Raw genomic sequence first — 14,070 nt, 5'->3', positions numbered from 1 at the left:
CTACAAGTCTTCTGCTCCTTGTTCAAGACTCCTTTTGAATGAGCTCAGGCTAAGGTCAGTTAGGTGCCTTTTGTTTATCTTTACATAGCTTGAATCCTTATTCCAAAGAATCCAGCTCAACCCTGCAGGATCAATTATACTTTCTAGCGCATCGCTGATTAATGGCAACTCCAAGTCGCATCCGGCAGGAAAGAGAAAATTATTCCGTTTCCAATATACTTCTCCTGGGATAGGCAGTATTGGGTATCCCATTAGCAGAGCTATATTAGGCTGGATAATGACCCATTTCATCCTTTGCAGACGGATGACAGGAGCAACACCTAAAAAAACACCTAATTTATCCAATGGGATGATCATAGCTGACGCTTCATGTGTATTGTCAGAAGGTACTATCTTTGGATACAGCGATTCCTTGAGCATCGGCGCCTGGGATTTCGGAATAGGGAGCTTTACCAGCAAAGCCCGATCAATAGCCGTCCAAAGCAAGGACGGGACTTGTCCGCTTGGCAACAAGCTATTCAATTTATACAGCAGGGCATCCTTTTCATAATAGATGCACTTTCCCTGCATGACTTTAATTGCCATGGAATCTAATTCCGCCTCGTTAAGCCCCTTTAACCAAATTACGTCACCTTTTATCGCCATTTTCAAATGATTCCAATGTCTTATTCCACCGAGATCATCTCTTCGGCTGACTGGGATGGAAAGGTAGTAATCTAGAGTGACTGTAGCATGTTGTGCCATAATGAATCGATCTCTTTTTGGATATGTTGCTTATGTTCAATATTAGCGAGCCAGGCACTACGGGTTTGTAGGTAGCGCAACCTGTCTTTCGCCACATTCTGCTCTTCAAAAGAGAGCTTACCAGAATCCCATTGCTCCTTAAGGAGTACCACATCTTTGATGAGGCTCTCTGCATTGGGGGTTTTATGAGCGAAAGCCTGAGGATGGGCTCCGTCAGGATTTTCCTTTTCCAACACCTGGTCGATCATTCCTGACAGCAGTTCTATCTGCTCTTCAGTATCCCATATATATTTCAACACCCAAAGATCGGAAAGATTCGCCTCCTTTCGGCCAGACATCAATGCGCTGGCAGCGAGCAAATTCTGGATCTTTACCGCACGTCTGTCAGAAACCTTTACACCTGTATTCCTCAAGCTATATATCAATTCTAAAAAAGGCTTTCTGATCGCCGATAAATCTACTTCCTTGCATTGTTTTTGAAGTTCCTGTACTTCATTAGGCATCATAAATGGCTTATCTACAGTTGAGGCTGACTGAAGTTTTCTTCCCGCAACCAAAACCTGTTCTAGCAAATCCGGAGCTACATAATCACACTTTACACGGATAAGAAATCTATCCAATAAAGCATTTAAAGCTTCATCTTCGGGCATTACATTACTGGCCGCCACAAACATTAGCGCAGGTAGTTTGCGGGTTTCCTTACCCCGGCGAAAAATTCTTTCATTTAAGGCCAGTAGTAAGCTGTTTAGGATGGCACTATTGGCATTAAAAATCTCATCAAGAAAAACCATCGATGCCTCTGGCATCATTCCTTCTGTATTCGTAACCAAATCCCCGTTCTTTAGGGCGCGGATATCAAAAGGTCCAAAAATTTCATTCGGCTCGGTGAATCTTGTCAAGAGGTATTCGAAATTTTTACCTTCCGTAATACAATCGGAAAGCGTTCTCACAAGGGCACTTTTTGCAGTTCCCGGAGGGCCAAGCAAAAAAGCATTTTCATTGGCTACCAAACAAATGCCCAGAAGCTCCACAATCTCATCTTTACCTACATAGGACGCCTTCACGTAAGAAAGTATAGCGTTTAATTTATTTATATTGTTCATCAGAAGGTTCTGGATTTTTAAAGTCATTCCATAATTCACTGGCATATATGCCCAGGTTAGCTGCCACACGCGAAGCGAAGAAAACATGATGCGCCAAGCTAAGATTTTTATACTCCACAATTCTGTTAAGATATAACTGAAGGAAACACTGGTCCTGATCCAGATTCTCAAAACTCATGTTATTGCAATCAAGCGGATAAGCTACAGCGGAATAGTGCCATTTTCGAAGAATACCTTCCAGCAAGTCGATCAGCACATCCTCTGGGTCTATATATTTTAATTGATGCAGTATATCCGGCAAAAAACGCATGCAAAGATCTGCAGATAGCATCATAGCCGGTGTAGGTGCCTGGGAAAAATCACTAATTAAATCCTTCAGATTCTCCGATTTATGCTGTCGAAAAAGTAATAGCTGTGCCGCTACATACACCACCCTTGCTCCCCATAAGGCTGCATCCGAATCAAAATCCGGAATATCATAAGGGTAACTTTGCGACTCATCTTTATATTCAGATCCTAAAAACTGTCTGGCCTGTCGTTCGTCTGCATCTGATATGTCCAGTAGATTTCCGTATAAGGTAAGCTCCTCGTAGATACGCAAGTTATTTAAGGCTTTAGTAAAAGGAGCGGCATCGAGAGACATGCTGAATTGAAAAATTAAATTAGTTTCTAAAAATAGGCAATTTTACAGCTTTTGCAAACGAGATAACAAAAGATTGCATCCTGTGTCCAGTTGTATTACCTGTCGGATTAAAGTCCCCTTTTCCACGCCATTGAAATAATGACCTATAAAGGAAGGCAAAATCAAAAGTAAGTTATTAATTTTGATAAGAACCATCAATAAACTCAATGCTATTAAAACTTTGTCAATACAACAACTGGGCAAATTCCCTGGTACTGAACACCTTAATCGAGGCGACTGAAATCACCCCCATTCCTGACTACTGCATAACCCTGCTCAGTCACATCGCCAATGCACAACAAATCTGGACCAGCCGCATCCGCTGCACTGTACAAACGGTAAGCGTATGGCAGCTGCATGACCTAAACACATGTAAAAGCATGCTCCTAGAGAGCGGAAATGAGCTGAGTGAGGTCGTAGAAAACGATCGTGATAAAGACCGTATCATTACCTACAAAACCTCTACAGGTGCTGATTTTGAAACATCTGTTGAAGATATATTATTGCATATTTTCAATCATGGCACTTACCACCGCGCGCAGATCGCCAGACAAATGAAGGAGAGTGGGTTACAACCAGTCAATACAGATTATATCCAGTACGTAAGGATTTAGATTATTTTCACAGCTTACCTACCAAATAAGTAACCAAACCAGTGAATAAAATAGTTCCGCACAGGATCATTATCAAATAATAATATGATTTTCTATGGGCCCAGTTGAAATCGAATCCAATTCCGAATCTCTTTTCGACAAAGATTGCAGGATCATCGGGGTTATAATAAAACAGGCCAAGTTTCCAGTATTTTCGATCAGTTGCTTTCATTTTTCAATTTAAGAAATTAAAATAAACTTTCAATATTTTGGAAAGTAGCTTGTCTACAATAATATCATTTCAAAGGGTATCTCTAACCCGTAAAGACAAGTATATAATCCTGTTCATCTTTCGCGCTACTAAAGATCTTCTTTAGTCGCTCGAAATCATCTAAGAGATGACGTTCGTTATAAGCTTGGTTTTCAGAATTGTCATCGTGCCAGATTTCTGGATAAACTTTATGCATATTTAGTTCATTCGAATTATAAGCAGAACTGATATCTGTAGCAGAAAATTCACTAAATACACCGAGGAGTTTGGAAATCTTTTGGGGACTTAAATATGGAAACAGCCTGTCCGCAGAATACAATTCAAACAGTTCAAGTGGATCTAGGCTGCTTAAGTCTTGTATCCCAATTGCTTGCTTAGGGCTCAGGATCTCGTTTAGGAGTTCGACAATGCTATTATCTTTCTGTTTCGACAAAAGATAGGCAACTGCCTCAAGGGAGCCATTAAAAGTAGCATAACTTTTAGCTGAATCAGCATCAAATTTAAGCGATTCATTTAATCTCTTGATGGCTTGTTCAGACAGTCGGTAAAACGTTACTGATATACTCATTACATTACTTGAATCTTATCATCCCTCCTCTCAAAAAGGACCTATTTCTTTTTATTATCACCATCGGCATATCCTAACCTGATGTGCTCCACTTCCATGCGACCTGGTTCACGTTCCTTCCATTCTTTAAAAATACTCAACACCTCTTCTAATGTCTTAATTCCGCTTACATAGTTCGCCTTACCCCAGTAGTACCAGGCAATATGAATATTCTGAGCATAAACTCCCGGTTTTATCTGGCTCCCCACCGTTTCCTTCCCTTTAATTCTGGTAAAAAAATCTAGCTTGCCGCCTTCCTTAGATTCCTTGATAATTAGTTTTCTTAAAGTCAGTGAATCGGGAGTTTGTGCGAAACAGTTAAAACTGACAAAAGCGAAGAAAAGCAGTAAAATAGAGCGTTTCATGTAAATTGATTTTAGAAGATCTAATTTAGCAAAAGAAGATGAATTCATAGTCAGACATACAGATTATGTAACAATCTCCCCTCTTTTAGTCTAATCAAAAACAAACTAGAAAAACATGGGACTATTTTCAGCCCTTATGGGCAATGCAGGAGCAGTCAGTAAAGACGATCTTTTAAAAAATTACGGAACACTATTGATTGAAAATGAAGAAATAGAACTGGGCTTCAAACTCATCAGAGATACCTTCATTTTCACCAGTAAGCGCTTAATCATTGTCGACGTACAAGGGCTTACAGGGAGCAAAACCGAATACGTTTCTATTGCCTACAAGTCAATATCAAGGTTCAGTATTGAAACCGCCGGAACATTCGACCTTGATGCAGAATTGAAGATATGGATCTCAAGCGAGCCTGCACCAAGCATCAGGAAGAAGTTCAATAAATCTGTCAATGTGTTTGACGTGCAGAAAGTATTGGCTTATCATGTACTTGGCTAGCCCATCCTAAAGACTACAACTGGTCTACACCCTTAAAAAACCCGACCATTGTAGTTAGCGCATTTTCAGAATGCATTAGTTCACCATTATCCAAAGACTCTTTTGCCATGATTGCTGCCCTTTTGCGCATATTGGTTTCGTATATCCCAATCCCCTCATGGAAACTCCGGCATTCTTCAGAAGTTAACAGTTCAGAAAGTTCCAGAGCATCCAGCATAGCCATGTTTACCCCTTCTCCTGCAAAGGGAGGCATCACATGCGCCGCGTCACCCAGCATGGTTACATTAGGCAAAGCTTCCCAGGTCTGGTCTAAAGGCATACAATAAATAGGACGCGGGATAAAAGGCATTGTCGCACTTTCAAACAGCTCATACCAAACCTCACTCCATTCAGCATATTTCTCTTTAAACCAAGCCAGCACCTGCGCCTTGTCCGAATAATCGAGTCCGCTGTCCTTAGCCCAATTCTCCTCAGCTTTGAAACTGGCATAAAAACCCACTTCACCATTACCCTTCTGCCCAATCAGCAGATCCTTCTTGTTTCCAAAAGCCATGATTTTACCGCCCGCCAGTAAAGCATGCATATTGGGAGCCTTTGCTTGCGCATCGTAAATATTCCCCTCCAGCATGATAATGCCAGAATAAAAAGGCTTTATATCCGTGATGTACGGACGGATTTTAGAATTGGCCCCGTCAGCAGCGATCACCAGATCCGCGTAAGCAGTTACCCCATTTTTAAAACTCAATTCCCAGCCATCGCCTTCTGGTTTCATGGCAACAAAATGGCTGTCCCACACCACAGTTTCAGGCTGCAGGGAGTCCAACAAGATCTTTCTCAATGCACCGCGGTCTATCTCTGGACGGAAGTGTTTGTGACCGAAGTTCTCCTCAGGCTTACCTTCATGATCGCTGAAAAAAACTTCAGCCAGCTCATTGGTAATGATCTCCCGGTCTGCACCCGCCATATAATTTGCTTTAAATTCATCCAGCAGGCCTGCTTTTATGATGGCTGCCAGACCAGATTCCTCATGCAAATCCAGGGGCGAACCCTGTACTCGGGCATGCTTGTCCAGATCACGTTCATATATCTTCACATTTGCACCCTTAAGGAGTAAAAGTCTTGCCAGGGTCAGTCCACCCGGACCGCCGCCTACAATGGCGATTTGTTTATTTTGATGCAACATATCTTTAAAATTTATATTGCAAAGCTATTTGTCCTTCAAAACGGATAATAGTACAAATCGGTCGTTTTTATTTTTTGACAGTTCTTTAGGCACCACACCTGAGAATTTTTTTATTTCCTTGATGAAATGAGTTTGGTCTGTAAAATTGAGTTCAGGAGATAACCTCCCCTGTGCCACATGCTCAAGTGATACCCTGAACCGTAAGATCTTGCAAAACATCTTTAAAGAAAGACCAAGCTGCTGCGTAAAATAGCGGTTGATTTGCCTGCTGCTCCAGAAAGCCTTTTCCGAAAGTTCCTTCACACTCATCTCGCCGTTCGTAGCGTAGATTAAGTCAAACAGTTTTCGCTTCCTGTCATCCACTTCTGCTGGCAGCAATGTCATTAGCTTTTGAGTAGCCTTTTTATAGAAAGCATCAAAATCATTCAGGTCATCTGCACTGAAACCCCAGAAATCATCACTCAACTGCTGAGCACTGTTTAAAAAACCCGCAATAGAACAAGGCAAAATATACTCAACAGCCAGGGGTTTAAAACTGACGAAAAAGGTCAGTGTATTCGGAGGAATACTTCGCTGTTTTGACTCAGTTTCCAATCCCATCAAAAAAATACGGAAGGGAGTTTCTTCGGATTTAGAGAAAAACAGATCAATCCTCCCATCAGGAATGATCACCACCTCCTTCGGGAGATCCGCCTGGTTATGAAACATGCCAATGCTCTCCACAAAATGTGACAACGCAACATCAGGCTTCAGAAATTGATAAGTAAAACTACTTTCCATATCTATAGAGCCAATTTACAATTAATCGTCAACTATATTAGTGGACCTGATTAGATTTTGTCATCTGTTATACAGTTTCGGTACAGATGAGATTAATTATTATTTTTTAATAAATATTTATTGTAAATCAATAAATATTTGCTGTTATTTGCTTCATGAAAATAAAGCTACTGAACGCTTTATAATTTTTTAACCAAATTATTTACAGATGAAACCATCATGATAGCTTCATCACCATTAAAAAACAATATTATATAAAGATGAAAATCATAATACCCTCTCAGAAAACCATTAGCATTATCATTGCTGTGTTGGCCATACCTTTCATTGGCTTTGCAATATTGACATTTCAACTTAGTACCAGTAGCACTATCAGTACCTCAACAACCAGTGTTATTTCAACTGATGTTTCTGAGTATCAAATAGATAAATTACCTCCTATAGACCCCGAAATTCCAGGCACACTGCCACATTACCAGTATAAGAAAAAAACCGACAGTATCCGCTTTAAACGGAGTCTTTTAAATGGAACAGGCGGGAATGGTGTTACTTACCTGGGTATCGGGGCAGTAAGGACGTCTTCAGATGATTTTATTTTCGAGCGAAATGAGATACCCATCAAAAAAATCAATTTGATCATACTTCAATGGTGGACATTGGACACAGGAAAGCGGGAAAATCCCATAAAATATTATGTGAAGGACGATCAGGCCTATTTAAGGAAAACGAAATGCCAATCCGTAAAATCAACCAGAGCAAACCAAACTGTTTACAAGTGTAAAGAAACTGATGTACCCATTCCATTTCGTTACAATCCTGACAACAAAAGCATCATGATACCGGTAAATAAAAGGACTGTTGACATCATATTTGCAATGTTCCCGATCTCTCTTGCAATTACAGGTATAGGAGTTACATACTACCTATTCGGCGGTTTCATCCAGTTCCTACTTGAGATTGCGAGAGGCAATCCTTTTTCTGAAACCAATGTCAAAAGACTTAAGCGCATGGCCATTATTCTATTTGCCATTCCCGTATTTTTACTTTTGCTCAACCTGGTGCTGTACCTGATTTTCCAACGTTATTTTACTACCGACATCAAGATGAGTGCTGATATATGGGCTTTTCTGTGGAAACCTGCAATATTAGGTCTTATCTTTACGGCGTTGTATTTCGCATTCAGACAAGGAAAAAGACTAAAAGACGAACAGGACCTAACGGTTTAAGTATGGCAATAATTATAAACATTGATGTGATGCTCGCTAAGCGAAAAATGTCTTTATCCGAATTGAGCGAGAAAGTAGGAATTACCATTTCCAATCTTTCAATTCTTAAAACAGGAAAAGCAAAAGCCATTCGGATAGAGACACTTAACGCCATCTGCAGAGTACTGGAATGTCAGCCCGGAGATATCCTGGAATACTCAGAACTAAATATCCATCGCTAAGATAACTTAGGAAACAGGTAAGATTCATTTACACAACTAGAATCCTATCTTTTAGATTTGTATTGATTAATTTAGTCTATATTCCATTCCGAAACAAAAAACTACATTAATACAAAACCCAAACTGGAAATACAAAATTGATATGTTCTTGAAAAAACTAAGTGTTCTCGCCCTTTTTATCGCCTGTTATACAGTTTCAAATGCGCAGAATAACGATGCAGCCAATGCCCAGCATCAATTGCTAAATATGCCAGCTGATATTACGTCTGGAACCGGGAAGTTTAATCCCGATCCAATGGCTGCCTGGTTTCCCAAAGCCGGACTGGGACTTTTTATCCATTGGGGCGCTATAGCCACTTATGGCGGCGGAGATATTTCCTGGTGCATGCTGGCCAATAAATCCTGGCCGGATGATGGCACCGTAACGCCCAACTTTTACTACAGCCTGATGGATAAATGGAATCCACAAAAATATAATCCTGACGAAATGATCAAACAAGCTAAAAATGCTGGTTTTGAATATGCAGTCTTGACCACAAAACATCATGATGGCTATACACTTTGGCCATCCAAACATGGTGATTTAGGAACGCAAACCAAGTTGAACGGCAAAGATTTCGTAAAACCATTTATTGAAGCCTGCAGAAAATACGGACTCAAGGTTGGGCTATACTACTCTCCACCAGATTGGTGGTTTGACAGAAACTACCGCAGCTGGAGCTACAATGGCAGTTTACTGGACATGAACCATCTGCCTATAGCTGTTTTACCTAAAAAACCAGCTGATCATGATGCCAAAAGGAAAGAAATGGTAGCCAGCCAGGTGCGCGAACTATTGACGAATTATGGTAAGATCGATCTGCTTTGGTTTGATGGTGGAGCGGGAGAAATTAGTGACAATGAAGTGCGCAAGCTTCAACCTGGTATTGTACTTAACCGCAGAAATGGTGGGGCTGGCGATTTCGGAGATTCTGAAGGCAAATTGCCAGAAAAGCGTTTTAAGGGTTGGTTTGAAACCTGCGATCCGATTTGGCCAACCAGGTGGTGGAGCTACAGCACCAATGACACTTATGACGAGGCTAGTACCGTGATCAGCAATCTGATTAAACTAAGAGCCTGGGGAGGCAATTATCTGGCCAATGTTGCACCAGATGGCAATGGCGCTATTCCACAACCGGCCTTAACAGCGATGAAAGAAATGGCATTGTGGATGAAGCATAGCAAAGAAGCGGTCGTGGATGTTGAGGGTGGCAACTACCCTGAAGTATCCAACGTGCCGGTTACCGCAAAAACCAATACGCTGTACGCCTTTGCACTGCCAGGCCATCAGGGAACCCTAAAAATAGGGACCTCTTCAGTTCCTAAAAAAGTGACATTACTCAGAACAGGCCAACCGTTGCAATTCAAAAAGAACGGCGATTACTTGTTTGTAGAGATTGCGCCAAAAGACAGGACCAGAATGCCAGACGCAGTAAAAATTGTTTTCTAGTTTTAAGGTCAAAAAATCACTATTTGCCAAATTTTTCAAATCTCATAATAAAACTCAGTTTGAAATAGCGTGTCGCCTGGTTGTTTATAAAGTCAGTATAGGAGTTTGCACCAAAATTCCTCTCGATATTGTTGCCCTGATTGAAAACATCGAATGCTGCCAGCTTGAGTTGACCAAACCTATTCTTAAACAAATACTGGTCAATACTAAGGTTAAGTAAAAAAGGATTGGCCCGGTCGAATGTGTAACCCTCATAGATGGTTTTACTGAGATTAAACCCTGCCAATAACCTCCCATTGATGATAAATTGAGCATCGGATTGAAAACACCAGGTCTTGATATCCTGTAGATTATTACTCCGCAGGGTGTACTGATTTCCACTAAACGAATAACTTGCAGTACTGGTTAGCGAAAGCCATTTCTGATTTGCTGTAAATTTTAATTCCTGCGACAGATTTAAAGACTTTGCAAAGCTCTTGGTTCCCTCGGTAAAGAACACATTTCGCATATAACCTATATCGCTGCTAAAGGCGACTTTATATTTATTATTTCCAAACGGTTTAGACAAAGAAAATGTTCCGTTCAGGCTATAGTAACCATTGGCATTTTCAAATGTGGTCTGTTGTTTTAAACTGTTCAATGTATCTGGAATAATTATACTATTCATAACAATCAGGTTTTTCACCCATTCACCACCAGCCATAAAGCTCACAAAACTTCCATTTTTAGTGTTATATGATACATCAACACTGGAGCTATTTGTCGTGGTTGGCCTCAAATCTGGATTACCAATAATGATATTCTGAAGATTCGTTGCATCTCTGCCCGGTTGCAACTCTATGAGTTCGGGAAGCTCTCTCACTGCCTCAAACCTAAAACTGAGCGATTTTGAGCCATCGTCAGACATAAGAGAAAAATCAGCCTCGGGCAATATACTCCATAAATCAGTTCCAATTGGCTCAACTGCATTATTATAAATCGCACTTCTTTTTATGTAACGAGTATCGAACCCAAGATTATACCTCATTTTCCCTGAAAATACAACTAGCCCGGCAAATAGGTTCTGCTTAAATATAGACGATCTGTTTTTTGTACTCAAGGAATCTACTTTATCATAAACCAAATTGGCATTTTCAAATTTTGAATTCCTTGTGTTGGCCTGATAGGAAAAAGATGGAGTGTACCTAAACTGAAGATTCTTATAATTCATTCCCTGAGGCTTCTCAAGCGGATGACTATAGTCAACGCTGGTACTCAAGTTCAGCAACTGCTGACGGGACTCCAGCAACCTGTTAACAACAACACCTTTATCAGAATTATCCATTCCAGCCTGATAATAAGTGGTCACTTCGTTTAAAAAGTTGTCAATCGAATTTTCTGAATACCTAAGAGAAGGCTGCAGGGAAAAGAATCCGCGATTTGTTTTACCAGGGCTATACCCAAATTGGCCACTAAGCGATACATTTGGTATTAAACTATGAGAATCTCCCGTCGTCGCCAAGTCCCTTCTTATCAAACCGTTTCGGTTCAAACGGGAAAAAGTCAGCTCATCAGCCTCTTTTAATGCAGAAGAAAATCGAATAATATTGATTCCATTCATTAACTCCAGCTTTAGCTCATGCATATTGTTGACCACAGTCCCCTCAGAATAATAATTATCCAAAATACTCCCAAGATTGTTCACCGTTTCCGTAAAACTCTCGTGGTTATTATTGCTATTATTTCGCTCAAATTTATAGGTTGATTTAGCTTTCCATTTGGGACTAATCCGATCAGCATACGTAGCTTCAGAAATAATCCGTTCACTCTTCCCCGCACCGTTATCTTCAGTATTATAACCACCGGTCAACGAGATTTGCTTCGTCTTGGCCCAAATATTACCTGTTATGGCCCCTCCCAATTGGTTATTTGTTCCCCCATTGGTGGTTACAGATCCGAATTTTCCGAAATCCTTATTCGGTTTGGTTACAATGTTAATTATCTTCTCAGGTTTCCCAACTTTTACTTTTGTAAAATTTGCCAGATCACCATAATCATCTATGATCTGGATCTTAGCGACAATATGCGCGGGCAGCTTTTCTAGAAATTCTTTCACATTACCAGTAAAAAAATCTTCACCATTGACCCTAATTTTAACCAGTTTTTCACCCATTGAAGATGCATTGCCGTTATGATCAATGGAAAGTCCCGGCAATTGTTTTACCAGATCTCCCAAGCGGTCATGCTCACGCACTATGTAGGCATCCACGTTATATTCCACCGTGTCTTGTTTAAATGTTATAGGATTAATCTTTGCTTTGATTTCAACCTCTTTGAGCAAATTGAAAGCCGGCTTAAGTTCAATCCGCTTTAGCTCCACATCTGTTTTAATGTCTTCTATCGTGTAATTGCCATCAAAGAGATTATATCCCAGGCTAGTGATGGTCAACCGAAAGTTACTAAGAACCGGCTTATTAAAAACAAAATTCCCCAGGGTGTCTGTGTTGGTTTTAAAAGTATCCCTCCCCGAAATCAGCTGTATATACGCAGGTATGACTCCCTTGCCCAGGCTATCGACGACTACGCCTTTGATTTTCCGGGCTTTCTGAGCCTTGACTGTAAATGCAGGAGCAAGAAACAATAAGAGAATCAGAAGCCTTCTACCACTGACAGGGTAGCGAATATCGCCAAAGTAGTGACAAAAAGAAAAAAACTTTGAAGGAGAGCGCATAAAGTTTCAGTTGTCCAGAAAATTAACATTAATAATTGAATTAATATACCCACTTGTAAAAATTTCGCATCAGTCATAGATTTGTTTGCTTTGCGATGATGATTTGGGTTTTTTTTCATAAATTATCATCACACAAAAACAAATGAAATCATGAAAAGAACAATGCTTGCTTTGCTTGTTCCCTTGCTTTGCTACATGCAAAAAGGGACGGCGGCTACAACTGTCGTAAACGACAGCCTCTCCAAAACCAGTATCTTCCTTAAGGACAGAAACATCTATTACCAAAAAGTATTTACTTCTAATCTTTCTAAGGATGAACTGAGCGACAAAGTTGCCGTTCACCTCAGTACCATACCCTACTACAAACACAAAAACGACAGCTATTTTACTGAGGGTGATTTTATTGGGTATTTATCCAACAATACTTTCAAAATCAACAGACCACTCACGTTTTTTAACGTGCCCACGCTCCTGCATTACCCCATGGACGCAATGGTGGCCATACAAGTTAAAGACAACAGGTATAGGGTTACGGTATCAGAAATGGCCTTTAAAGTCACAAAAACGGACTCCATACGTACAGTTACAAAAAGATACCCGCTGGAAGGCGAAGTCACCAGAAAAAGTGGCTCTGAGATCAAGCCGTCAAAGCAAAAAATCCTTGACACGATGGAGCAATATTTTACAAATCTGTTTGACCTTGGTAAATCAGCGATTGCCACAGATTTTTAATCAGAAAGCTGCATGGAGGATTTATGCTCCATGCGGCTTTAATACTCTTTATCCCTGATTACCATAAAATATTCCTTATCTTTTTTCTCCATTTTCACTTCATACTCCGGCCATTCCCCATCAAGGCTTTTGTGCATCAATACATAAAAATCATCCTGATGATCATAAGGGACTACCAACTTATAACAATATAGCCGCTTCAGTTTCTCAGGCTGACGAACATCAATGATGACTTTCTCCTGCTCACCAGCTTTAAAAGAAGAGTCATCAGGCGGTGCCAATCTCAAAGCAATGGCATACAATTGCGGAATGGTATAATTGCGGACAGTAATCATCTTCCCCCGCATAAACTCGTCTGCACTAATGCGACAACTACTCTTATAACCAGACTTATACCCTGTAAAAGCATAGATGTGAGTCCGGGTAGTTCCAGGCTTAGGACAATTCTTTTTATTCTGCCCGTAGCAAAAATTCAGGCAAAGCGCGGCCACTACGACCAGTTGTATCGTTTTTTTCATAGCTGATATGTTTGTTTATTTCCCTCTTTTCGCGGTAAGCGGATACTATACAGAATCTGAAAGTGGGATTTTGGCTTTAAGCGACTGATTACCTGGGCTACGGAATCAAAAGTCGAATGTTGTAAAAACGCAAAAAGCGCGAACCCCACTTACCGCTATAGAGGTCCTAGGAGACCGTGCAACGAATAAGCGGAGCCCACGCTTTTATAGCGTGAGCACCTTTCACTTATCCTCTCGTTGCGATGAAATTTCCTAGGTTTCTATAGCGAGACTCTTAAGTGCTAAATGCTCCAAATATTTTGAAGATTTTGCAAATGTATAATATTAGCTTATCACATACATATTTTGTT

16 protein-coding genes are annotated in these 14,070 nt (G+C 40.5%); 6 read left to right on the top strand and 10 right to left on the bottom strand.

Annotation, left to right across the window (positions count from 1 at the left end):
* Genes R2Q78_RS17165 through R2Q78_RS17155 form a run of 3 tightly spaced genes read right to left on the bottom strand, consistent with a single transcriptional unit; the run spans position 1 to position 2,490 of the window.
* Positions 1–744 (bottom strand): hypothetical protein, encoded by a 744-nt coding sequence (locus tag R2Q78_RS17165; RefSeq protein WP_316793774.1) that lies wholly within the window; start codon positions 742–744, stop codon positions 1–3.
* A complete protein-coding gene (locus tag R2Q78_RS17160) occupies positions 717–1,847 on the bottom strand; it encodes an AAA family ATPase (protein ID WP_316793773.1) in 1,131 nt (376 codons plus the stop codon). The genes R2Q78_RS17165 and R2Q78_RS17160 overlap by 28 nt, the downstream gene beginning before the upstream one ends.
* A complete protein-coding gene (locus R2Q78_RS17155) occupies positions 1,831–2,490 on the bottom strand; it encodes a hypothetical protein (protein WP_316793772.1) in 660 nt (219 codons plus the stop codon). Before R2Q78_RS17155 ends, R2Q78_RS17160 begins: the two co-directional genes overlap by 17 nt.
* Positions 2,491–2,696: 206 nt before the next feature.
* Here R2Q78_RS17155 and R2Q78_RS17150 point away from each other — a divergent pair, with 206 nt between their 5' ends.
* Positions 2,697–3,143, top strand: coding sequence for a DinB family protein (locus R2Q78_RS17150; RefSeq protein ID WP_316793771.1), 447 nt, complete (start codon positions 2,697–2,699; stop codon positions 3,141–3,143).
* Positions 3,144–3,150: 7 nt separating this feature from the next.
* On the opposite strand, the gene R2Q78_RS17145 is transcribed toward R2Q78_RS17150, so the two are convergent.
* The 3 genes from R2Q78_RS17145 to R2Q78_RS17135 form a co-directional block, all read right to left on the bottom strand.
* Positions 3,151–3,354 (bottom strand): DUF5808 domain-containing protein, encoded by a 204-nt coding sequence (locus R2Q78_RS17145; protein WP_316793770.1) that lies wholly within the window; start codon positions 3,352–3,354, stop codon positions 3,151–3,153.
* Between the two features lie 82 nt (positions 3,355–3,436).
* Complete coding sequence (locus R2Q78_RS17140) at positions 3,437–3,961, bottom strand: DUF1877 family protein (RefSeq protein WP_316793769.1); 525 nt, start codon at positions 3,959–3,961, stop codon at positions 3,437–3,439.
* A gap of 41 nt (positions 3,962–4,002) precedes the next feature.
* Entirely contained in the window at positions 4,003–4,365 is a 363-nt protein-coding gene (locus R2Q78_RS17135; protein WP_316793768.1) for a hypothetical protein, read from the bottom strand.
* A 115-nt stretch (positions 4,366–4,480) separates the two neighbouring features.
* Between R2Q78_RS17135 and R2Q78_RS17130 the strand changes: the two genes are divergently transcribed.
* Entirely contained in the window at positions 4,481–4,861 is a 381-nt protein-coding gene (locus tag R2Q78_RS17130; RefSeq protein ID WP_316793767.1) for a PH domain-containing protein, read from the top strand.
* Positions 4,862–4,874: 13 nt separating this feature from the next.
* Here R2Q78_RS17130 and R2Q78_RS17125 read toward each other — a convergent pair whose 3' ends face one another.
* The gene (locus R2Q78_RS17125) at positions 4,875–6,044 is read right to left on the bottom strand and encodes an NAD(P)/FAD-dependent oxidoreductase (protein WP_316793766.1); all 1,170 of its coding nucleotides are present in this window, start codon (positions 6,042–6,044) and stop codon (positions 4,875–4,877) included.
* A gap of 24 nt (positions 6,045–6,068) precedes the next feature.
* Entirely contained in the window at positions 6,069–6,824 is a 756-nt protein-coding gene (locus R2Q78_RS17120) for an AraC family transcriptional regulator (protein ID WP_316793765.1), read from the bottom strand.
* Positions 6,825–7,084: 260 nt separating this feature from the next.
* Here R2Q78_RS17120 and R2Q78_RS17115 point away from each other — a divergent pair, with 260 nt between their 5' ends.
* From R2Q78_RS17115 to R2Q78_RS17105, 3 genes are all read left to right on the top strand, one after another.
* Complete coding sequence (locus tag R2Q78_RS17115; protein WP_316793764.1) at positions 7,085–8,050, top strand: DUF2975 domain-containing protein; 966 nt, start codon at positions 7,085–7,087, stop codon at positions 8,048–8,050.
* A 2-nt stretch (positions 8,051–8,052) separates the two neighbouring features.
* The gene (locus R2Q78_RS17110; RefSeq protein ID WP_316793763.1) at positions 8,053–8,271 is read left to right on the top strand and encodes a helix-turn-helix transcriptional regulator; all 219 of its coding nucleotides are present in this window, start codon (positions 8,053–8,055) and stop codon (positions 8,269–8,271) included.
* 148 nt (positions 8,272–8,419) lie between these two features.
* Positions 8,420–9,760 (top strand): alpha-L-fucosidase, encoded by a 1,341-nt coding sequence (locus R2Q78_RS17105; RefSeq protein WP_316793762.1) that lies wholly within the window; start codon positions 8,420–8,422, stop codon positions 9,758–9,760.
* Positions 9,761–9,779: 19 nt separating this feature from the next.
* On the opposite strand, the gene R2Q78_RS17100 is transcribed toward R2Q78_RS17105, so the two are convergent.
* Positions 9,780–12,470: a TonB-dependent receptor gene (locus R2Q78_RS17100; RefSeq protein WP_316793761.1), complete on the bottom strand. Its 2,691-nt coding sequence runs from the start codon at positions 12,468–12,470 to the stop codon at positions 9,780–9,782.
* A gap of 150 nt (positions 12,471–12,620) precedes the next feature.
* Between R2Q78_RS17100 and R2Q78_RS17095 the strand changes: the two genes are divergently transcribed.
* Positions 12,621–13,202, top strand: coding sequence for a hypothetical protein (locus R2Q78_RS17095; protein WP_316793760.1), 582 nt, complete (start codon positions 12,621–12,623; stop codon positions 13,200–13,202).
* A 38-nt stretch (positions 13,203–13,240) separates the two neighbouring features.
* Here R2Q78_RS17095 and R2Q78_RS17090 read toward each other — a convergent pair whose 3' ends face one another.
* Positions 13,241–13,720 (bottom strand): hypothetical protein, encoded by a 480-nt coding sequence (locus R2Q78_RS17090; RefSeq protein ID WP_316793759.1) that lies wholly within the window; start codon positions 13,718–13,720, stop codon positions 13,241–13,243.
* Positions 13,721–14,070 lie beyond the last annotated feature (350 nt).

Source organism: Pedobacter frigoris (assembly GCF_032678645.1).
GTDB classification, from domain to species: domain Bacteria; phylum Bacteroidota; class Bacteroidia; order Sphingobacteriales; family Sphingobacteriaceae; genus Pedobacter; species Pedobacter frigoris_A.
This window is presented reverse-complemented; position numbering and strand designations above follow the sequence as displayed.